This is a genomic window from Clavibacter zhangzhiyongii (assembly GCF_014775655.1).
In the GTDB taxonomy this organism is placed as follows: Bacteria; Actinomycetota; Actinomycetes; order Actinomycetales; family Microbacteriaceae; genus Clavibacter; species Clavibacter zhangzhiyongii.
Genome location: NZ_CP061274.1, coordinates 335,330 through 354,556 on the forward strand (window position 1 = coordinate 335,330; position 19,227 = coordinate 354,556).

General features: G+C 74.7%; 20 protein-coding genes. 10 read left to right on the forward strand and 10 right to left on the reverse strand.

Annotated elements, in window-relative coordinates; genetic code table 11:
• Positions 1–79: 79 nt before the first annotated feature.
• Positions 80–502 (forward strand): hypothetical protein, encoded by a 423-nt coding sequence (locus H9X71_RS01655; RefSeq protein ID WP_191148030.1) that lies wholly within the window; start codon positions 80–82, stop codon positions 500–502.
• A 45-nt stretch (positions 503–547) separates the two neighbouring features.
• Here the strand turns inward: H9X71_RS01655 and H9X71_RS01660 are convergent, their stop codons facing one another.
• A complete protein-coding gene (locus H9X71_RS01660; RefSeq protein WP_191148031.1) occupies positions 548–1,438 on the reverse strand; it encodes an SMP-30/gluconolactonase/LRE family protein in 891 nt (296 codons plus the stop codon).
• Positions 1,435–2,244, reverse strand: a complete 810-nt coding sequence (locus H9X71_RS01665; RefSeq protein ID WP_191148032.1) for an SDR family NAD(P)-dependent oxidoreductase — start codon at positions 2,242–2,244, stop codon at positions 1,435–1,437. Before H9X71_RS01665 ends, H9X71_RS01660 begins: the two co-directional genes overlap by 4 nt.
• A gap of 62 nt (positions 2,245–2,306) precedes the next feature.
• Here H9X71_RS01665 and H9X71_RS01670 point away from each other — a divergent pair, with 62 nt between their 5' ends.
• Together H9X71_RS01670 and pgtP are read left to right on the forward strand one after the other, a co-directional pair.
• Positions 2,307–3,071 (forward strand): SDR family oxidoreductase, encoded by a 765-nt coding sequence (locus tag H9X71_RS01670; RefSeq protein WP_191148033.1) that lies wholly within the window; start codon positions 2,307–2,309, stop codon positions 3,069–3,071.
• An 81-nt stretch (positions 3,072–3,152) separates the two neighbouring features.
• Positions 3,153–4,574, forward strand: a complete 1,422-nt coding sequence (gene pgtP, locus H9X71_RS01675; RefSeq protein ID WP_191148034.1) for an MFS transporter — start codon at positions 3,153–3,155, stop codon at positions 4,572–4,574.
• A gap of 21 nt (positions 4,575–4,595) precedes the next feature.
• Here pgtP and H9X71_RS01680 read toward each other — a convergent pair whose 3' ends face one another.
• Complete coding sequence (locus tag H9X71_RS01680; RefSeq protein ID WP_191148035.1) at positions 4,596–5,333, reverse strand: response regulator; 738 nt, start codon at positions 5,331–5,333, stop codon at positions 4,596–4,598.
• Positions 5,330–6,802, reverse strand: a complete 1,473-nt coding sequence (locus H9X71_RS01685) for a sensor histidine kinase (RefSeq protein ID WP_244961706.1) — start codon at positions 6,800–6,802, stop codon at positions 5,330–5,332. Before H9X71_RS01685 ends, H9X71_RS01680 begins: the two co-directional genes overlap by 4 nt.
• Positions 6,803–7,118: 316 nt before the next feature.
• On the opposite strand from H9X71_RS01685, the gene H9X71_RS01690 reads away from it, so the two are divergent.
• Positions 7,119–8,702, forward strand: coding sequence for an MFS transporter (locus H9X71_RS01690; protein ID WP_191148036.1), 1,584 nt, complete (start codon positions 7,119–7,121; stop codon positions 8,700–8,702).
• 87 nt (positions 8,703–8,789) lie between these two features.
• Here the strand turns inward: H9X71_RS01690 and H9X71_RS01695 are convergent, their stop codons facing one another.
• The 3 genes from H9X71_RS01695 to H9X71_RS01705 form a co-directional block, all read right to left on the reverse strand.
• Complete coding sequence (locus tag H9X71_RS01695; RefSeq protein WP_191148037.1) at positions 8,790–9,641, reverse strand: alpha/beta fold hydrolase; 852 nt, start codon at positions 9,639–9,641, stop codon at positions 8,790–8,792.
• Between the two features lie 938 nt (positions 9,642–10,579).
• The gene (locus tag H9X71_RS01700; RefSeq protein WP_191148038.1) at positions 10,580–12,013 is read right to left on the reverse strand and encodes a phytoene desaturase family protein; all 1,434 of its coding nucleotides are present in this window, start codon (positions 12,011–12,013) and stop codon (positions 10,580–10,582) included.
• On the reverse strand, positions 12,010–12,906 hold the full coding sequence (locus H9X71_RS01705; protein WP_244961708.1) for a UbiA family prenyltransferase: 897 nt from the start codon (positions 12,904–12,906) through the stop codon (positions 12,010–12,012). Before H9X71_RS01705 ends, H9X71_RS01700 begins: the two co-directional genes overlap by 4 nt.
• A 63-nt stretch (positions 12,907–12,969) precedes the next feature.
• On the opposite strand from H9X71_RS01705, the gene H9X71_RS01710 reads away from it, so the two are divergent.
• A complete protein-coding gene (locus H9X71_RS01710; RefSeq protein WP_191148039.1) occupies positions 12,970–14,166 on the forward strand; it encodes a glycosyltransferase in 1,197 nt (398 codons plus the stop codon).
• A gap of 32 nt (positions 14,167–14,198) precedes the next feature.
• Here the strand turns inward: H9X71_RS01710 and H9X71_RS01715 are convergent, their stop codons facing one another.
• Positions 14,199–14,912 (reverse strand): SDR family oxidoreductase, encoded by a 714-nt coding sequence (locus tag H9X71_RS01715; protein ID WP_191148040.1) that lies wholly within the window; start codon positions 14,910–14,912, stop codon positions 14,199–14,201.
• 72 nt (positions 14,913–14,984) lie between these two features.
• On the opposite strand from H9X71_RS01715, the gene H9X71_RS01720 reads away from it, so the two are divergent.
• Positions 14,985–15,464, forward strand: coding sequence for a MerR family transcriptional regulator (locus H9X71_RS01720; protein WP_244961711.1), 480 nt, complete (start codon positions 14,985–14,987; stop codon positions 15,462–15,464).
• Between the two features lie 36 nt (positions 15,465–15,500).
• On the opposite strand, the gene H9X71_RS01725 is transcribed toward H9X71_RS01720, so the two are convergent.
• Complete coding sequence (locus tag H9X71_RS01725; RefSeq protein ID WP_191148041.1) at positions 15,501–16,445, reverse strand: alpha/beta hydrolase family protein; 945 nt, start codon at positions 16,443–16,445, stop codon at positions 15,501–15,503.
• Positions 16,446–16,559: 114 nt separating this feature from the next.
• On the opposite strand from H9X71_RS01725, the gene H9X71_RS01730 reads away from it, so the two are divergent.
• Positions 16,560–17,174, forward strand: coding sequence for a TetR/AcrR family transcriptional regulator (locus H9X71_RS01730; RefSeq protein WP_191148042.1), 615 nt, complete (start codon positions 16,560–16,562; stop codon positions 17,172–17,174).
• 36 nt (positions 17,175–17,210) lie between these two features.
• Here H9X71_RS01730 and H9X71_RS01735 read toward each other — a convergent pair whose 3' ends face one another.
• On the reverse strand, positions 17,211–17,573 hold the full coding sequence (locus tag H9X71_RS01735) for a hypothetical protein (RefSeq protein WP_063070407.1): 363 nt from the start codon (positions 17,571–17,573) through the stop codon (positions 17,211–17,213).
• Positions 17,574–17,661: 88 nt separating this feature from the next.
• On the opposite strand from H9X71_RS01735, the gene H9X71_RS01740 reads away from it, so the two are divergent.
• From H9X71_RS01740 to H9X71_RS01750, 3 genes are all read left to right on the forward strand, one after another.
• Complete coding sequence (locus H9X71_RS01740; RefSeq protein WP_191148043.1) at positions 17,662–18,192, forward strand: MarR family winged helix-turn-helix transcriptional regulator; 531 nt, start codon at positions 17,662–17,664, stop codon at positions 18,190–18,192.
• A gap of 67 nt (positions 18,193–18,259) precedes the next feature.
• Positions 18,260–18,682, forward strand: a complete 423-nt coding sequence (locus tag H9X71_RS01745) for an organic hydroperoxide resistance protein (RefSeq protein ID WP_011931635.1) — start codon at positions 18,260–18,262, stop codon at positions 18,680–18,682.
• Positions 18,682–19,098: a DoxX family protein gene (locus H9X71_RS01750; protein ID WP_191148044.1), complete on the forward strand. Its 417-nt coding sequence runs from the start codon at positions 18,682–18,684 to the stop codon at positions 19,096–19,098. Before H9X71_RS01745 ends, H9X71_RS01750 begins: the two co-directional genes overlap by 1 nt.
• Positions 19,099–19,227 lie beyond the last annotated feature (129 nt).

Genomic DNA, 19,227 nt, shown 5'->3' on the forward strand with positions numbered 1-19,227 from the left:
GGCGCCGGGGCACGTCGGCCCCTGATCTGGGGCGCGGTCGCGGGTGGCCCGGCGGGATCGCCGCTCCTAGGGTCGGAGCATGCGCATCGCCACCGTCGTCCAGGCCGTCGCCGACGGGGCCGGTGCCGCGGGGTTCGTGCTGTTCGCGCTGATCCTCACGGACATCGGCACCGCTCCGCTGGCGCTGTCCGGGCTCGCGCTGGCGACGCTGTCCGTGCTCATCCGGGTGGCTGCGATCGTCCAGGTGCGCCGCGGACTCGAGCGCGTGGCCATGCGTCGCGGGGCGTGGCGCTGGTGGATCCACGCGCTCTGGGTCGTGCAGGTCGTCGCCTTCGTCGGGGGCCTGGTGCTCGCGCACTCGTCGGTGGGGCCCGTGGCCGCCGCCGTGCTCGCCGGCGTCGTGGTGGCCGCCGCGTCGGCCGTGCTCGCCGGGGGAGCCGCGCGCCGGTCCGGACGCCCGGCCGGCTTCGTCGACTCCGCCGCCATCACCGCCTACGCGTAGGCGCTTCGCCACCGCCGAGGCGCAGGCGGCCAGCGCCGCCTACGCCTACGCGTACGCGCTCGCCGCCGGCCCCGTGACGCCCGGGCGCACCGCGAACAGCATCCCCGCGCGCGGATGCCGGGCCGAGTCCTCCGCGGAGTAGCCCTCCTGCGAGGTCGTGATCACGAGCACGTCGCGGTCGGGGCCGGCGAAGGCGCAGCTGGACACCTGCGGTGCGTCGACGCGCACGGATCCCACGTGCTCGCCCGTCGGGGAGAAGCGGCGCACCTCGCCGCCGCCCCACAGCGCGACCCAGAGGAAGCCCTCGTCGTCGACGCACATGCCGTCGGGGTGGCCGTCGGCCGGGTCGATCTCGACCACCACCTCGGGATCCGCGAGGCCGCCCTCCTCCGTCACGCCAAACCGCCGCACCTGCTGGGTCGGGGTGTCGATGTAGAGCATCTCGGTGCCGTCGGCGGAGAACGCGGTGCCGTTGGAGATGGTGACGCCCTCGAGCACGGTCGTCGTGCGGCCGCCGTCGAGGAGGTAGAGCGCGCCCGCGCCGGGCGTCTTGTCGAACGCCATGGATCCCGCCCAGAGCCGGCCGCGCGGATCCACCTCGCCGTCGTTCATGCGGCGCCGGACGCCGTCCTGCGGCAGCACGTCCGCCATCGGGATCAGCTCGCCCTCCGCCATGAGGCGGACGAAGCCGTCGCGCGCCGCGAGCACGTGGCCGCCGTCCGCGTGCCGGACCACCGCGCCGACCGGCCCGCCCACGTGCGTCTCGGTGACGGGACCGACCGCGAGCGTGACGGGATCGAACGTCGCCTCGCGCACGATGCCGACGTACTGGTCGGCCCAGAGCAGGGTGCCGCGCGCCTCGTCCCAGAGCGGCGCCTCGGCGTGCTCGGAGCGGACGGTGTCGAGCGGCTGCGCGTGCCAGGTCGTGATGCTCATCGGGGGTCCCCCGCGACCGCTCCGTGCCGCGGCCCGCGCTCCGGCGCGCCCTCGCCCTCGTACGCGCGCTGCGGCATCTGCGTGGCGAGCTTGCCGCCGCTCACGTCGACCAAGGTGCCCGTGATGTAGCCGGCGCGGTCGCTCGCGAGGAAGACGAGGAGGTCGGCCACGTCGTCGGGCCGCTCCCACCGGCGGATGCTGAGGGTGTCGAGCAGCCGGTCCTGCGCGGGCTCCGGCATCTCGGCGAAGCCGTTCATGGCGGTGGGGATCATGCCGGGCGCGTACGCGTTGACGGTGATGCCCCACGGCCCGAGCTCACTCGCGAGCACGCGCGTGAACTGCACGACCGCGGCCTTGGAGGCGCCGTACGCGGCCGCGCCGACGCTCGGGACGACCGCCGCGAACGACGCCGCGTTGATGATCCGGCCGCCTCCCGCCGCCTTCATCGCCGGGATGACCGCCTGCGAGAGCAGGAACACGCCGCCGACGTTCACGTCGAACGCGGCCTGGAAGCGCGCGGGGTCCAGCGTCTCGACGGACCCCTCCACGTTGATCCCCGCGTTGTTCACGAGCACGTCGACGCGGCCGGCCGCGTCGAGCACCTGCACGACCGCGGCCTGCACCGACGCCGGATCCGTGACGTCCGCCACGATCGCGGTGATCCCCTCCGGCAGCTCGTCCCGGAAGCGGAGGTCGAGCCCGAAGACCCGGCACCCCTCCCCGAGGAAGCGCTCGGCGATGGCCCGGCCGATGCCCTGGGCGGCCCCGGAGACGACGACGACCCTGTCGCTGAGATCGATGAGCATGCGTGTCCCCCACAGTCCGAATAGCGTTTCCCTCAACGTAGGGGTGACCGAGGGAGACCGCCATGACCGGAGCACGCACGCGGGACGACGACGGCGGGCGCGCGCCTGAGGAGGGACGGCGGACCCTCTGGGTGAGCGGCGCCGGATCCGGCGTGGGCCGCGCGACCGCCGTGTCCGCAGCCCGCGACGGCTGGCACCTCGTGCTGTCGGGCCGCCGCCGGGAGGCGCTCGAGGAGACGCGCGCGCTCGTGGCGGAGGTCGGATCCACCGCGGTCGTCGCCCCGCTCGACATCACCGACGACGCCGCGCTCGCCGCCGTCGTGGCGGGCCTCGACCGGCTCGACGGGATCGTCGTGGCGGCCGGCCTCAACGCCCCGCGCCGCGGGTGGGCCGACCAGGACCTCGCGGACTTCGACCGCATCGTCGCGACCAACCTCACCGGACCCGCGCACCAGGTCGCCGCCGCGCTCCCGCTGCTGCGGGCATCCGGCGGGACGGTCGTGCTCGTCTCGAGCTACGCCGCGTGGACCCACTCGCCGGGCGCGGGCGTCGCCTACAGCGCCTCGAAGACGGCGCTCGGGACCCTCGTGCGCGACCTCAACGCGCAGGAGGCGGGCGCTGGGATCCGCGCCATCCACCTCTGCCCCGGCACGATCGACAGCGACTTCCTCGCGCTCCGGCCGACCGTGCCCGACGCCGCCGAGCGCGCCGCGATGCTCACGCCCGACGACGTGGCCCGCGCCGCGATGTTCGTGCTCGCGTCGCCCCCGCACGTGCGGATCGACGAGCTCGTGCTCTCCCCGATGTCGCAGCGCGGCGGGTTCTGATCCCGCTTTCCTAGACGATCGTCTTGCGAAGGCGTTGAGTGGTCTCTCGTCGCAATGATGCGACCACGAGGAGGCAGCACCATGACCACCGACCAGCGCACCCGATCCGACGGAGCGGCCGTGAGGCGCGGCCTCCTCTCCTTCATGGCGGCCCCGCCGCCGGCACCCCGGCTCGACGACGCCGCCGTCGCGAAGCGCTACCCGCGCCTCCGCCTTCAGGTCTTCCTCGGCATCTTCATCGGCTACGCGGCCTACTACCTGATCCGCAACAACGTGCCGCTGGTGGCCACGATCCTCCGCGACGAGAACGGCTTCAGCGCCCTCGGCCTCGGGGTCCTCACCAACGGCGTGCTGCTCGCGTACGGGTTCAGCAAGTTCCTCAGCGCCATCGTCAGCGACCGCAGCAGCGCGCGCTGGTTCCTCCCCATCGGCCTGCTGCTGTCCGCTTTCGCGAACCTCGTGGTCGCGTTCGTGCCGGCCGTGGGGGCGTCGGTGGCGCTGTTCGCGGTGGTCATGATCGTCAACGGCTTCTTCCAGGGCATGGGCTGGCCGCCGTCCGGCCGCACCCTCGTGCACTGGTTCTCCACCTCCGAGCGCGGAGGCAAGACCGCCATCTGGAACGTCGCCCACAACGTCGGCGGCGCCGGCGCGGGCGGCCTCGCGGGCCTCGCCATCGCGACCTTCGGCACCTGGCAGAGCGCGTTCTGGTTCCCGGCGATCGTCTGCATCGTGATCGCGCTGGTCGCCTTCGTCCTCCTCCGCGACACCCCCGAGTCGGAGGGCCTGCCTCCCATCGAGGAGCACCGCCACGACCCGGCGCCCGTCGAGACCGACGCGGCCGACGAGGGCGCGTCGACCTGGTCGACCATCCGCCGCTACGTCATCGGCAACCGCACTATGGTGAACCTCGCGCTCGCCAACGTCTTCGTCTACACGCTCCGCTACGGCGTGCTCGTGTGGGCGCCCATCTACCTCGCGGACGTGCGCGGCGCGAGCCTCGGCGAGGGCATCGCGGGCTTCTCGCTGTTCGAGCTCGCGGGCATCCCCGGCACGCTGCTCTGCGGGTACATCAGCGACAGGGTGTTCCGCGGGCGGCGCTCGCCCACCGGGATCCTCTTCATGGCGGCGGTCGGCGTGGCCGTCGCGATCTACTGGCTCTCGCCGGCGGACGGCCCGCTGTGGGTCTCGCTCGCGGCGCTCGTGCTCATCGGCGGCCTGATCTACGGGCCCGTCATGCTCATCGGCCTCCAGGCCCTCGACCTCAGTCCCCGCAAGGTCGCCGGCACCGCCGCAGGGTTCACGGGCCTGTTCGGCTACGTGCTCGGCGCGACCCTCGCCTCCACGGGCATCGGCGCCTCGGTGCACGCGTTCGGCTGGGACGTGACCTTCGTGCTGATCCTCGCGTGCGTCGCGCTGGCCATCGTGCTGCTCGCGATCGTGGGCAAGGACGAGTCGGCGCTGCGCCGCCGTCGCGAGGAGCGCGGGGACGTCGCGGCCCGCTGACCCGGTGGGGCCGGGCGCAGGTCAGCTCGCGCCCGGCACCACGATGCCGCGCTCGTAGGCGAACACGACGGCCTGCACCCGATCGCGCACGCCGAGCTTCAGGAGCAGGCGCGAGACGTGCGTCTTCACGGTGGCCTCGCCGAGGTAGAGCCGCTCCGCGATCTCCGCGTTGGCGAGGCCCTCGGCGAGGAGGCGCAGCACCTCGAGCTCGCGGTCGGTGAGGGTCTGCACGCGCGGGTCGGTGGGGATGGTCGGGGTCGCGGCGGCGGGGGCCGGAGTGTCGTCGGGGGAGCCTGATCCCCGGCCGAACCGCTCGATGACCCGGCGCGTGACGTCGGGCGAGAGCAGCGCGTCGCCGCGCGCGATCACGTGCACGGCCTCCACGAGCGACTCCGGCGAGGCGCTCTTCAGCACGAAGCCGCTCGCGCCCGCGTCGAGCGCGGTGAAGAGGTAGTCCTCGCGGTCGAACGTGGTGAGCATGAGGACACCCGCGCGGATCGCCGGGTCGGCCACGATGCGGCGCGTGGCCTCGAGGCCGTCGACGCGCGGCATCTGCACGTCCATGCAGATCACGTCCGGCGCGAGCGCTGCCGCGAGGCGCACGCCCTCCTCGCCGTCGGCGGCCTCGCCGACCACCTCGATGCCGTCCTCGCTCTCGAGGATCACGCGGAAGCCGGCGCGCACGAGCGCCTGGTCGTCGACGAGCAGGACGCGGACCGCGGCGGGAGCGGCCGTCTCGGGGGCGGTCGGGTCGGTCATGCGCGGGTCTCCTCGGGGACGGATGCGGACGCATCGGCGGGCTCCGCGACGGCGGGCTCCGCGACGGCGGGCTCCGCGACGGAGACGGACAGGGGGACGGGCATCGGCACGGGCGGCACGACGGGAGTCGGACTCGTGGGCAGCGACGCGCGCACGAGGTACCCGCCGCGGGCCTTCGGGCCGATCTCGATGGATCCGCCCACCGCCGCCACGCGCTCGCGCATGCCGCGCTGGCCGAGGCCGCCGGGACCGTTCCGCACGGGCCCCGCGGTGGCGGAGGCGGCGGCGCCCGCGGGCCCGCCGTCGCTCACCTCCACCTCGACCCGGTCGGCGAGGTACCGCATGCGGAGGTCGACGCGCGTGCCGGTGCCCGCGTGCTTCCGGACGTTGGTGAGGGACTCCTGCGCGACCCGGTAGACGATGAGGTCGACGGTGGGCGTGAGCGGGCGGGGTGTGCCGATGACGTCGTACGCGACCCGCAGCCCGGCGCCGCAGGCCTCCGCCACCAGCTCGGGCAGCTGGTCGACGCCGCGGGTGGACGCGGTGCGGGTCGGGTCGCCGTGGGCGGTGGCGTCGCCGGATCCCGGGCCGTCCTCCTCCTGCCGGAGCGCCACGAGCATCCGGTGCAGCTCCTCGATGGCGCTGCGCGCGTTGTCCTCGACGATGCCGAGCGAGGTCGCGGCCTTCTCGGCGTCCCGCGCGAGGACCCGGCGTGCGGCGCCCGCGTGCACGCCCATGACCGACACGTGGTGCGCGACGACGTCGTGCAGCTCGCGGGCGATCCGCACCCGCTCCAGCGTGACGGCCTGCTCCGCCACCCGCTCCCGCTCCGTCGCCAGCTCCGCCGTGCGCGTCTCGAGCGCGCAGCGGTCGCGGGCCGACGCCCACGCCCGGTCGCCGAAGTACCAGGCGCCGCCGAAGTAGAGGAGGTTCGTGATGATGGAGACGAGGCCGGCGGCGACGGGGGCGGGCACCCAGGCGTCGTCGGGCGCGTTCTCGAACGTCGAGCCGGACAGCGAGAAGAACCCCGAGGTCTGCAGCAGCGCGCTGAAGAGCCACGCGAACATCCCGACGACGATGACGCCGCGCACGATGTTGGCCCGCAGCCGGTTCCGCCCCCAGGCGCCGAGCGAGTACATCGCGATGAACATGGCGATGTTGGAGAAGAGCACCTCGGGCACGAACTGGTACGCGCCCACGATGAAGGTGGCGCCGATCACCAGCGTCACGGCCTCCGGCTGCAGCCGACGGAGGGCGAGCGGGCCGGTCATGAGCAGGATCCACGCCGCGATGACCCACATCGGCGGGCGCGTCGGGTACATCCCGATCGCGTAGTAGAGGGTGCAGCTCCCCGTGGTGAGCACGAGCATCACGAGCGCGAGCAGGAGGTCGAACCGCAGCCCGGCGCGGTCGGGCCGCGGGCGCACCCAGAACCGGTCGACGCTGTCGGGGGCGGATGCGGCGCTCATCCGACCACGGTATCGACGCGGTCGCGCGCACCGCATCCGCCGGATGACGGACCGCCCGCCCGTGCCGCCCGCCGATGACGGCCGACTGTGGCCGGACATCGAGATGGGCCGCAACCGTCAACCAGTGCGACACTGGGGGGACGGGCGCATCCGCCCGGCCGTCTCCCCCGCACCGTCGCGGATCCTCGTCCGTGCGCCGCCCGCCCGCACGCGAGGCGCCCGACCTCCGTCCCGCGCCCGCGTCGCCCGCTGCCGTGCGCGCTGGCCGGATCCGCTCGCACCACCGCCGACGCCCCCGTCGGCATGAGAGGACCCCATGTCCGACACCACCGCATCCGCCCGCCCGGCGTCCGGCGGCTCCGGCGCGCCCGGCGCATCCGGATCCTCCGCCGCCCCCGTCGTCTCCCGCCGCGCCTGGCAGGCGCTCATCGTGCTGCTCGCCGGCATGTTCATCGCGCTGCTCGACACGACCATCGTGAACGTGGCGCTGCCGACCATCCGCACGAGCCTCGACGCCTCGGAGTCGACGCTGAGCTGGATCATCTCCGGCTACGCCCTCGCGTTCGGCCTCGCGCTGATCCCCGCGGGCCGCCTCGGCGACCGCTACGGGCACAAGTGGGTGTTCGTGAGCGGCATCGCGCTCTTCACGCTCGCCAGCCTCGCGTGCGGTGTGGCTCAGGACGACCTCCAGCTCGTGATCTCGCGCGTGGTGCAGGGGCTCGCCGGCGGCCTGTTCGTGCCCGCGGTGACCGCCTTCATCCAGCTGCTGTTCCCGCCGCAGGCGCGCGGCAAGGCGTTCGCCATCATGGGCGCCGTCATCGGCGTCTCGTCCGCGCTCGGCCCGATCGTGGGAGGCCTCATCATCCAGGCGGCGGGGGAGGAGTCGGGCTGGCGCCTGGTCTTCTTCGTGAACCTGCCCGTCGGCCTCGCGACCGTCATCGCCGCGATCTTCCTGCTCCCGAGCCGCCGCGTGGCCGAGGAGGTCGCGGGCGACGTGCGCGCGCAGTCCGGCCAGCGCGGAGCCGGTGCCCCGGCCAAGCCCGCGGCCCCCGCGGCCACCGGCGTCGACCTCGTCGGCATCCTCCTCGTGAGCGCCGGCCTCGTGGCCCTGCTCGTGCCGCTCATCGACGGCCAGGACCAGGGCTGGCCGCTCTGGACCTACCTCTCCCTCGCCGGCGGCGTCGTCCTCCTCGCGCTCTTCGGCGCGTGGGAGGTCATGCAGACGAAGCGCGCGAAGAGCGTCCTCGTGCCGCCGCACCTGTTCTCGCACCCGGCCTTCACGGGCGGCGTGATCCTCGCGATGGTCTACTTCGCGGCCTTCACGAGCATCTTCTTCACGATCTCGATCCTCTGGCAGTCGGGCCTGGGCAACACGGCGCTCGCGTCGGGCCTCGTCTCCATCCCGTTCGCCATCGGCAGCATCGTGGGCTCCTCGCAGAGCAACCGGCTCACCAACCGCCTCGGCCGCAGCGTCCTCGTGATCGGCACGGCGCTCGTCAGCGTCGGCCTCATCTGGCTCTGGCTCGTGCTGCTGAACACGGCCGCCGAGGACCTGAACAGCTGGATGCTCCTCGTCCCGCTGCTGCTCGCGGGCATCGGCAACGGCCTCTTCATCGCCCCGAACGCGCAGTTCATCGTCGCGACGGTCGACCCCGCCGAGGCGGGCGCCGCGTCCGGCGTCATCGGCACCGTGCAGCGCGTCGGCTCGGCCGTCGGCATCGCGGTGATCGGCAGCGTGCTGTTCGCGGGCGTGGCCGGCGCCGGGATCCGCGGACCGCAGATGGTGCCGCAGGCGTTCACCGACGCGTCGGCCTCGGCCATGGGCGTCAGCGCGATCTTCGCGGTCGTCGCCTTCGCGCTCGTCTTCACCCTGCCGCGGCGGGTGTCGCGCGGGCACTGACCCGCGCCGCTCGACCCGCTCCACCTCGCTCTCGCCGATCCGGATCCGTCCGGGTCGGCGAGAGCCGTCTCCGGGGTCGTGCCTCTTCTATGCGGCGGCGCGGATCCGCTCCCGCAGCCGCGCGAGCGCGTCCTCCGCGCCGTGCAGAACGGAGATGTGGCCGTCGCCCGGGCGGATCACGAGCTCGGCGCCCGGCACCCGGTCGGCGAGCCAGCGCGCGTGCGCGACGGGCGCGATCCGGTCGGCGTCGCCGTGCAGCAGGATCACCGGCGCGCGGACGGCCGCGAGGTCGACGCCCCAGTCGGCGACGAGCGCGAGGTCGTCGTCGACCATGCCGCCGGGTCCCGCGTCGAGGCCGTGGGATGCGACGCCGTCCAGCCACGCCCAGTCGGCCTCGAGCGCGTGCAGGTCGCCGTCGGTGAACATCGCGGGGTCGAACTCGGATGCGGCGAGCTCCGCCTCGAGGGCCTCCGCGCCGGTGAGCGCCGCCCGCAGCTCCCGCTCGCCGCCCGCGTGCATGCCGGCGAACCAGTCGATGCCCTCCGCGGCGAGCGGCGCGAGGGCGGCCCCGCAGAGCGCGCCGAGCACGCGCTCGCCGAGCGAGGCTGCGGCGGCCAGCGCGAGCACGCCGCCGCTGGAGTGCCCGAACGCGGCGAACCGCTCGACGCCGAGCGCGTCCGCGACGGCGAGGTCGTCCGACACAGTGGTCGCGACGGTGCGGCCCGGGTGCCGGGTGGATCCGCCGTAGCCCGGCCGGTCGTACGAGACCCACCGGATCCCGCGAGCGGCGGGGGAGTCGACGAGCGGCGCGGGCGGCGGCCCGACGTTCGGGGTGCCGTGGTGGTAGACGACCACGAGCTCGGCGTCGTCGCCGGATCCCGTGTCGTAGCAGTGCAGCGCGCGGCCGTCGGGCAGCCGCAGGTCCGTCTCGGTGAGCATGGGGCGAGCGTAGGCGCGCGGTGGGCGGCCGGCCAGGCCCGGACGCGGCACGGCTCGCCCGGACGCCGGTCGCGTGCGGTGACAGGATCGGGAGATGGAGCCCCACGAGCGCGCGGATCCCGACGGCGGGTCCCGGCGGGCCGAGCGCGCGGAGCTGGTCGAGCTGCGGCGGCGGGCCTACGGACCGGCAGGCGAGGTGGATCCCGCGGACCTCGACCGGTTGCGCGTCCTGGAGGCGCGCTGGGCGGCGGCGGGCCCGGCGGTGCGGCCGACGCCGGCGCGCCCGGCCGAGGCCGAGGCGGTCCTCGCGGCCGAGCCGGGGCCCACCGACGCCGAGCGCTCCGCTGCCGAGGGCTACGGCGCCGAGCGCTCCGCTGCCGAGGGCTCCGCTGCCGCGCCGGACGACACCACCTTCCCGTCCCGTCGCCGCCCGCGTCGCCTCCTCGCGATCCTCTGGGCCGCGTCCCTCGTCGTGGCCGTCGCGCTCACCGCGGTCGTCACCTCCGCCGCCAGCGCGCCGGCGGGCCGCGAGGTCGCGGTCGTGCGCTTCGACCCGGACCAGGAGCTGCCCGTCTACATGCGCGACTACTTCGGCGGCGCCGAGACCGGATCCGCCCGCTTCCACGGCCTCACGCTCGTGCGGCTCGAGAACGACCGCTCGGCCTACCCGCAGGTGCTCGGGGAGTGCCTCGCCATCCAGCCCGCCCGCGCGGCCCTGGGCACGGCCGAGGCCGGCGGATGCGCGGCGGGCGCGTTCGGCGCGTCCGCCCAGTTCGTCGTCAACACGGGCGCGCCCGAGGAGCTGCGTGACGAGTTCCCGGTGGGCACGGCGCTCCTCTTCGACCTGCGCGGCGACGCCGTGCACGTGCGCGTCGACGAGTCCGCCCGCGTCCCGACGCCGACGCGCCCGCCGACGAAGGGATCGACGGTGGCACGCGTCAGGCCCGGTGCGACCTCAGCAGTCGCGTCACCGCGATCATCGCGCCGCCCACCACCGCCGGGATGCCGCCGCCGGGGTGCACCGACGCGCCCACCCGCCACAGCCAGGGGCGCCAGGGGTCGTTGTACGAGGGGCGGTGGAACGGCCCGCTCAGCCACGGCGGGCGCGCGGCCCCGTAGAGCGCGCCGTGCGGCTCGCCGCCCTCGCCGTAGTACCGCGGGTCGAGCACGATCCGCTCGTCGAGGAGGTCGGTGAGCGGCCCGTCGAGCCCTATCGCCGCGGAGACCCGGTCGACCTCGCGCCGCACGAAGGGGTGGTCGGCCGTGTAGCGACCGCCGTCCGCGGGCGCGGTGAGCAGGATCCCCAGGGTGCTGCGCGGGTTCGGGTACACCTCGCCCGCACGGTACTGGTTGACGAACACCATCGTGTCGGCCGGCTCGTCGCCCGCCTCCAGGCTGCGGTGCAGCGCGGCGGGCTTCGTCGGCAGCACCACGCTGTGCGTCGCGATCTCCGCGGGCAGCTCCTCGCGCAGCACGCCGTACACCGCGACGGCCGAGCAGGAGAGGGCGCGGGGGCGCAGGCGGGGGAGCGACGGGATCCGCGACGGGCCGGTCAGCGCGGCCAGCCGGTCGGCATCCAGGGCGCTGACGACCAGGTCGGCGGGGTGGCGCCCAGCGGTGGTGGTGACCGACCCGCGCTCGATGCGGGTGACGGCCTCGCCGGTGCGCACGTCGACCCCGGCGGCCTCGGCCAGCCGACCCAGCGCGAGCACGATCTCGTAGACGCCGCCGCGCGGCACCCAGGCTCCGGTCTCCGCCATGATCGCCGGCATGCTCGCGTAGAGCGCCGGCGTACGCGCGGGCGAGACGCCCGCGTTGAGGGTGTGGATCGCGATGATCTCGCGCAGCCCGTCGGGCAGCCACGGCAGGCCGTCGAGGTAGGCGCGCGTGGTGAGGCGCGAGCCGTAGACGTCCAGCAGCCGGCGGAGCGCGGGGAGGGCGGCCCGGTCGAGCGGGTCGGCGAGCAGCAGCTCGGTGACGTCGTCGGCGAGGGGCGCGTGCAGGTCGGAGAAGCGGCGCCAGGCCGGGTACCAGGGGTGATCCGGCGCCACCGGCAGCGAGGTCTCCTCGCCGTCGTAGTAGTAGCGGCCGACCTCGGGCATCCGCACCAGGTCGAGCCGGCCGGCGTCGCGGGTGCGGTCGGGGGCGCTCCCGCCGTCGCCGAGCCGGCGCAGCAGCTCGTCCCACACCGCCGGGAACGTCACGAGCGACGGCCCGGTGTCGATGCGGTCGTCCCCCAGTCGGATGCGACGGCTCTTGCCGCCGAGCTCGGCGGAGGCCTCGAGGAGGGTGACGCGGTGGCCCGCGTGCGCGAGCAGCGCGGCGGCGGTGAGCCCGCCCATCCCGCCGCCGACCACGACGATGCGGCTCACGGGTACCCCACCAGCACGATCGCGACCATGAGCAGCACCCCGGCGAACGTCCCCGCGATGTACGGGAACGCGACCGACAGGCGGTAGAGGCGGTGGCCGGTCGCCGGCGTCGGGTCGCGCAGCAGGGACACCACGAGGATGCCGGCGATCAGCAGGTTGACGGCCGCCACGGGGACGCTCACCACGGCGAACAGCGCGGTCGAGACGATCCACCAGGCCCCGCTCCACAGGGCCGTCCCGCGCGGGCCGAGCCGCACCGCGGTGGTGGTGATGCCCGCCTCGCGGTCCTCCACGATGTCCTGCACCGCGTCGAAGGCGTGCTTGGCCACGCTCCAGGCCATCAGGCCGAGGGCGGCGGGCCAGACCGGCGTGACCTCGAGGGCCGCCGGCACGATCACCAGCGGCAGAGCGTAGGCGGCGTTGCTCAGCGAGTCGAGGAAGGGCCGCGCCTTGAAGCGCAGCGGGGGCGCGGAGTAGAAGACGAACACGCCCGCGTAGAGCAGGATCGCCGCGTTCGCGAGCGGCGGCAGCACCAGGAGGAAGTAGACGAGGAACGGGATGTTGACGGCGGCGACGGCCCCGGCGATGAGCCGCACCTCGGACGGCTTGATCCGGGCGCCCTCGAGCGAGCCCTTGCGGGGGTTGGCCGCGTCCGTGTCCTGGTCGTAGATGTCGTTGACGCCGTAGATGAGCAGGTTGAACGGCAGGGTGAGCCACAGGATGATCGGCAGGGCCCGGAGGTCGAAGAGCGCACCGGTGAGCCACACGGCCACGAGGCCGGAACCGATGGTGTTGATCCACAGCACCGGACGCGAGATCAGCACGAGGCGGCGCACGGCCGCGCCGATCCCCGACGGTGCGATGCGCGACATCCGCTCGCTGCCGTCGGTCACGGACCCGAGCGTACGCCGCTCCCGGTTACGTCGGCCTGACGGCGTCGGGCCCAGACTGGGGGGATGCGCCTGATGCTGATCACCGCCGGCACCCGAGGCGACGTGGAGCCCTTCGCGGCCCTGGCACGGCACGCCGCCTCCCGTGGGCACGAGGTCCGGCTGGCCCTGCCCGACGACGCGGTCGCGCCCGAGGGGGTGGACGCCGTGGGCCTCGGCCTGGACGCGCAGCGCATGCTCGCCCCGGCCGGCCGCACCCCCTGGGCCCTCGCCCGCCACCTGCGCACGGAGGTGCGTCCGGCGATGCGGCGGATGCTCGCCTCCGCGGTGCGGGAGACGGTCGACTTCGCGCCCGACGTGGTGGTCCACCACCCCCTGATCCTCAGCGCGCCGATGGTCGCGGACGCGCTCGGCGTGCCCCGCGTGCTGGTGGAGTTCGCGCCGGTGGCCACCCCCAGCGACCGCTTCCCCGCCGCAGGGGGTCCGACGGCCACCCGCGACCTCGGCCCGCGCAACCGGTCCACCTACGCCGTGCCGCGCGCCGCCGCCCGCCTCTTCGACGCCGACGTGGCGCGCGCGGTGGCCGAGCTGCCGGGTGGTCGTCGTCCCGCCGAGCGCTCGCCGTCGCGCGCGACGCTCATGGCCGTGAGCCCCGCGCTGCTGCCGCGGCCCGACGACTGGCCGGAGCGGGTGCACCAGACGGGCGCCTGGCACGCGGAGGCGGCGACCGCATCCCCCGACCCGCTCGTCGAGGGGTTCCTGGCGGCCGGGCCCTTCCTCGTCGCCTCGTTCGGCTCCATGGCCCGGGGGGATGCGGCGGCCCGGGGGCGGGCGATCGTCCAGGCCGCCCGCTCCCACGGCCTGCGGGTGCTGCTCGTGACCGGCTGGGGCGGGCTCGCGCTGCCGACGGAGTGCCGCGGCCCCGACGTGCTGGCGGTGCGGTCGGCGCCGTTCGACCGGGTGCTGCCGGGCGCGGCGCTCGCCGTGCACCACGGCGGGGCCGGGACCTCCCACGCCGTGGCGCGGGCCGGCGTGCCCGCCGTCGTCGTGCCCGTCACCGCCGACCAGCCGTTCTGGGCCGCCCAGCTGCACCGGCGGGGGGTGGCCGCCGCCCCGATCCCGCTGCGCCGCCTGTCGGTCGACGCCCTCGTGCCGGCGATGGGCGACGCCCTGTCCCGTCGCGAGCGGGCGGCCGAGGTGGGCGCGCTCATGCGACGGGAGCAGGGTGTGCGGCGGGCGGTCGACGTGCTCGAATCCCTCTGAGTCGCGACCACCCGACCGCCCTCCGGCGTCGCTCAGCCGAGGATCGCGCGCATCTTCTCGTAGAACGGGGTGGGGTCGCCGGCCAGCGAGTCCTTCACCATGCGGCTCCAGTCGTCGACGACCACCTCGACGGATCCCGCGGCCACGCCGTCGAGCGCCGCGCGCGCCACGTCCCGCGGGGCGATCATCGGGCCGTCGTAGCCGGCCATGATGTCGGTGTCCGCGGCCCCGAGGTGCACGCCCTGCACGAGGGTGCCCTGTCCCGCGAGCTCCAGCCGCACCGCGTTCGTCATGTTCCACTCCGCCGCCTTCGCGGCCGCGTAGCCGCCAGCGCCCGAGGTCGAGAACCACGACAGCGCCGACAGGATGTTGACGATGCCGCCTCCGCCGTTCGCGGCGAGCACGGGCGCGAAGGCGCGGATCACGCCGAGCGTCCCGTAGAAGTGCGTGTCCATCTCGCGGCGGATCTCCGCCATGTCGCCCGTGACGAGCGTCGCGCCCGTGGAGATGCCCGCGTTGTTGATCACGAGCGTCACGTCCGACGCGGCGTCGGCGGCGGCGGTGACCGACGCGGGGTCGGTGAGGTCGAGGCGCAGCACCTCGACGCCGGGGACGTCGATCGCCTCGGGGCGGCGCGCGGTCGCGTAGACCTTGCGGGCGCCGCGCTCGAGGAGCTCCTCGACGAAGGCGCGGCCGATGCCGCGGTTGGCGCCGGTGACGAGGGCGACCTGATCCTGGATGTCCATGCGTGCTCTTCCTCCTGCCGCCCGCGTCGTTCGCGGGGTGCGGCCCGGCCTACGCTAGGAGTTGACGTCGACGTGAAGGGCAAGTCCGCCCGGCGGATCGACGGGATCACCACCACGAGGGAAGAGGGCGGCATGCTGCGGATCGGCGACGTGGCGGGACGCGCGGGCGTGAGCACCCGGGCGCTCCGGTACTACGAGGAGCAGGGCCTGCTGCCCGCCGAGCGCACCGCGAGCGGCCAGCGCGTGTACCCGGAGGCGGCGGTCGAGCGCGTGCAGCTCATCCAGCAGCTGTTCGCCGCGGGGCTCCCGAGCCGCACGATCCGCCAGCTGCTCCCGAGCGTCGACAGCGGCGTCGCGGCGCCGGAGTCGCTCGCGCTCCTGCGCTCCGAGCGCGACCGGATCACCGCGGCCATCGCCGAGCTCGAGCGCGCCCGCGAGGAGCTGAACCGCGTCATCGACATCTGCCAGCACCCGACGCCGGAGCACTGCCCGGCGCTGCGCGAGGGCGGGGCGGCGTACGCGGGAGTGCACGCGGAGGCCGTCGCGGCCTGATCGGATCGGACGTCCGCACGGCCGCGACCCGATCCGTCACTTCGCGTCGGCTCGGCCGATCGTGTCGGCGCCGTCGCGGAACGCCGTGCGTGCGGCGGGCCAGCTGCCCTCGTCGACGTGGAGGGCGGTGCGGAGGTAGGCGGCGGTCAGGCGCTGGATGACGGCGACGCGCTCGGGATCCTCGTCCGTGGTCTCGGCGACCTCGTAGCCGACGATCCCGCCGAGGGAATGCTCGGCGCCGTGGAAGGTCAGCAGGTCGGTGGCGCCGGGGCTGTGCGCGTAGGCGTCGGTGAACCAGTCGGGTCCGCGGCTCGACATCCTCGACTGGTCGTGGTCGCCGGCGATGACGAGGGTCGGCGTCGTGAGCTCGCGGAAGGAGGGGCGCATGAACGGGAAGCTCGCGCGTGCGAACGGGGCCAGGTGGTCGCCGCCGAGGCCGCTCGCCGCGAGCAGGATGCCCGCGGTGACGCGATCGTCGGACCGGTCCTCGCCGACGCGGCCGTCCGCGTCGATGACCCGCGCGCCGAGGAGCGACTGCGCGGTCTGCCCGCCCCAGGAGTGGCCCGCGACGGCGACGCGGCCGGGGTCGACGCGGCCCTCGAGGCCCGGCACGGCGGCCTCGATGGCGTCGAGCTGGTCGAGGATCCGCGTGAGATCCGCGATCCGCTCCGTCCAGATCGTCGGGAACACGGGGTGTTCGAACCCGAAGCCGTTCCGTCGGGAGTCGAGGTGGGTGGGCTGGATCACGACGAAGCCGCGGGACGCCCAGAACGCCGTGAGGGGGGCGTAGCCGTCGAGGTTCCACCCGTTGCCGTGGGAGAACACGATGACGGGCAGGCGGGATCCCGTGGCCGGTGCCGAGACGCGCACCTCCAGCGGCACCGGTCGGCCGTGCGCGGTCAGGGTGACGGGGGCGACGGACACGACGGGCGCTCCCGCGCCGATGATGCCGTCCAGGGCGTCGATGGTCGACGAGGTCATTGCGGTGCCTTCCACGAGGTCGCTCTGCGATGATGGGTATCGGAGCGCTGATCCGCAACAATACGGAGCAGCGTTCCGTAATGCAACCGCGCCGCGCGCATCCGAGGGGGGCCCATGACCGAGACGCAGGACGGCGCGACGCCTCCCGCCGGGCCCGGACGACCGCGGCGGGACCGGCAGGCCCTGCTGGATGCGGCGGCGGCGGTGTTCGTGCGCTCCGGCGTGGACGCGCCCGTGCGGGAGATCGCGACCGAGGGCGGCGTGGGGGTGGGCACGATCTACCGGCACTTCCCGACCCGGGCGGAGCTGGTGGTGGCGGTGTTCCGCCACCAGGTCGAGGCCTGCGCGGAGGCGGGACCCCGGCTCCTCGAGGAGAGCGCGAGCGCGGAGGAGGCTCTGCGCGAGTGGATCTCCCTGTTCGTGGAGTTCCTGGTGACCAAGCACGGCCTCGCCGCGGTGCTCCACGGCGACAGCGCCGGATCCGACGCGCTCCACACGTCCTTCGTCGACCGGCTCGTCCCCGTGTGCGGCGCCCTCCTCGATGCCGCGCGGGCGGACGTGGGGCCCGTCGGAGGCGGATCGGCCGGAGCCGAGTCGGCGGTGGGCGGGTACGGGCTCCTCAGGGGCGTCGGGAACCTCTGCATCGGAGCCGCCGGTGATGCCCGGTACGACGCCCGGGAGCTCGTGGGGGCCCTGGTGACCGGGGTGCTGGTCGGCGTCCCCCGCTAGCGGCGCCCTCGCTGGCGGCGCCCTGGCTGGCGTGCCCTACGGCCGCTCGTCCACCACGCCCACGAACCGGCTGCCGATCCCGTCGACCTCGCGCCGCGCGAGGCCGAGCGCGGGCTCGGGCAGCTCGTCGGGGGAGTGCCGCTCGCAGGAGAGGTAGGAGAACTCCGGCCACCACTTCTTCGGGCGCACGGCCTCCGTGAAGCCGCAGACCTCGCAGGTCAGCTGCACCCAGACGGGCCGCTTGCCGGTCGCGTTGGCGCGGGACTGCGCGAGCCAGGCCGGCGGATCCTGGTCCATCGCGGCGATCTCGGACTCGGGGACGCGCCCCGGGATGCCGTGGCGCGTGGCCATCTCCAGCGGGATGCCCAGCCGCAGCGCGGCCTCTCGTCTCGTGATCATGTCGGTCCAGGGTACGCGGCGGCGCGCGGCGGCTGGGCATCAGCCGAGATGAATTGCGCACAACTCACTTCCGTGACAGGGTCGGGACATGACCGATCGCGAGCCCTGCGCCCCCGCCGACGAGTCCGCGCCGCCCGCGCGCATCGCCGACGAGCTGGTCTGCTTCTCGCTCTACACGGCGTCGCGATCGACCACCCAGGCCTACCGCGCGCTCCTCGCGCCCTGGGGCCTCACCTACCCGCAGTACCTCGTGCTCGTGCTGCTGTGGTCGGGCGACGACCGCACGGTCACCGAGCTCGGGCAGCAGCTCGACCTCGACTCGGGCACGCTGTCGCCGTTGCTCGCGCGGATGGAGGAGGCCGGCTTCATCGCCCGCCGCCGGATCTCCGCCGACCAGCGCGTCGTCACGGTCTCGCTCGCGGAGCGCGGCCGCACCGTGCGGGCCGAGCTCGCGCACGTGCCCGCGGCGATCATCCGCGGCATGGGCCTCGACCTCGACCGCGCTCGGCAGCTCCTCGCGACCCTGCACCTGCTGACCGCGGGCATGCAGGAGGCCACGGCAGAGGCGCTCGCGAACCCGTCGACCCGGCCCGCCGAGGCGTCGGCCCGCACCCCCTGATCCGCACCACCCGCACCACCCACTGGAACCCGGCCGCCCCGCGCGGCCGCGAACGGAAGGAACCGACATGGACGCCCTGTACACCGCGGAGGCACTCGCCACGGGAGCCGGCCGCGACGGCCGCGTCGCCGTCAGCGACAGCGACCTCGCCCTCGACCTCTCCATCCCCAAGGCCATGGGCGGATCCGGCGAGGGCGCGAACCCCGAGCAGCTCTTCGCCGCCGGCTACGCCGCGTGCTTCCACTCCGCGCTGCAGGGCGTCGCCCGCGCGCGCAAGGTGAAGATCGCCGACTCGAGCGTCGGCAGCCGCGTGAGCATCGGATCCAACGGCCAGGGCGGGTACCAGCTCGCCGTGCACCTCGAGGTCGTCATCCCCGGGGTCGAGCACGACCTCGCGCAGGAGCTCGCCGACCAGGCCCACCAGGTCTGCCCGTACTCGAACGCGACCCGCGGCAACATCGAGGTCGTCGTCACGGTCTCGGACGACTGATGGCCGGGCTCACCCGCACGCACCGCACGTCCTTCCCGCGCACGGCCGGCCGCGTGGTGCTCGGCTCGTTCCTCGCGTTCGCCGGGATCACGCACCTCACGGTCGCGCGCGAGGAGTTCCGCGCGCAGGTCCCGAAGTCGCTGCCGGTGCCCGAGGACGTGACCGTCATCGGATCCGGCGTGGCCGAGATCACGCTCGGCTCCGCCCTGCTGTTCGCGCGCTCGCGCCGCGGCCTCGCGGGCTGGGCGGCCGCCGCGTTCTTCACGGCGATCTTCCCGGGCAACATCGCGCAGTACGTGCACAAGCGCGACGCCTTCGGCCTCGACACCGACGCCAAGCGGTTCCGCCGCCTGTTCTTCCAGCCCGTGCTGATCGGGCTGGCGCTCTGGTCGACGGGGGCGCTCCGGAAGCGCTGACCCGCCACCGCACGTGACGACCACCGGAACCCGCAGGGGGACCGGTGGTCGTCCGTCTTGACGCGGCCCGTCACGCGTCGCCAGCATGGGCGCATCCGCTCCACCTGCGGTCCCTGCGTCTCGAAGGAG

Bases quoted from the DNA above. Each gene is read 5' to 3' on its own strand.
- H9X71_RS01750 (WP_191148044.1), top strand. From the start codon at position 18,682: ATGGCCGGGCTCACCCGCACGCACCGCACGTCCTTCCCGCGCACGGCC.
- H9X71_RS01740 (WP_191148043.1), top strand. From the start codon at position 17,662: ATGACCGATCGCGAGCCCTGCGCCCCCGCCGACGAGTCCGCGCCGCCC.
- H9X71_RS01685 (WP_244961706.1), bottom strand. From the start codon at position 6,802: ATGAGCGCCGCATCCGCCCCCGACAGCGTCGACCGGTTCTGGGTGCGC.
- pgtP (WP_191148034.1), top strand. From the start codon at position 3,153: ATGACCACCGACCAGCGCACCCGATCCGACGGAGCGGCCGTGAGGCGC.
- H9X71_RS01745 (WP_011931635.1), top strand. From the start codon at position 18,260: ATGGACGCCCTGTACACCGCGGAGGCACTCGCCACGGGAGCCGGCCGC.
- H9X71_RS01690 (WP_191148036.1), top strand. From the start codon at position 7,119: ATGTCCGACACCACCGCATCCGCCCGCCCGGCGTCCGGCGGCTCCGGC.
- H9X71_RS01725 (WP_191148041.1), bottom strand. From the start codon at position 16,445: ATGACCTCGTCGACCATCGACGCCCTGGACGGCATCATCGGCGCGGGA.
- H9X71_RS01695 (WP_191148037.1), bottom strand. From the start codon at position 9,641: ATGCTCACCGAGACGGACCTGCGGCTGCCCGACGGCCGCGCGCTGCAC.
- H9X71_RS01660 (WP_191148031.1), bottom strand. From the start codon at position 1,438: ATGAGCATCACGACCTGGCACGCGCAGCCGCTCGACACCGTCCGCTCC.
- H9X71_RS01665 (WP_191148032.1), bottom strand. From the start codon at position 2,244: ATGCTCATCGATCTCAGCGACAGGGTCGTCGTCGTCTCCGGGGCCGCC.
- H9X71_RS01730 (WP_191148042.1), top strand. From the start codon at position 16,560: ATGACCGAGACGCAGGACGGCGCGACGCCTCCCGCCGGGCCCGGACGA.
- H9X71_RS01710 (WP_191148039.1), top strand. From the start codon at position 12,970: ATGCGCCTGATGCTGATCACCGCCGGCACCCGAGGCGACGTGGAGCCC.
- H9X71_RS01655 (WP_191148030.1), top strand. From the start codon at position 80: ATGCGCATCGCCACCGTCGTCCAGGCCGTCGCCGACGGGGCCGGTGCC.
- H9X71_RS01670 (WP_191148033.1), top strand. From the start codon at position 2,307: ATGACCGGAGCACGCACGCGGGACGACGACGGCGGGCGCGCGCCTGAG.
- H9X71_RS01715 (WP_191148040.1), bottom strand. From the start codon at position 14,912: ATGGACATCCAGGATCAGGTCGCCCTCGTCACCGGCGCCAACCGCGGC.
- H9X71_RS01680 (WP_191148035.1), bottom strand. From the start codon at position 5,333: ATGACCGACCCGACCGCCCCCGAGACGGCCGCTCCCGCCGCGGTCCGC.
- H9X71_RS01735 (WP_063070407.1), bottom strand. From the start codon at position 17,573: ATGATCACGAGACGAGAGGCCGCGCTGCGGCTGGGCATCCCGCTGGAG.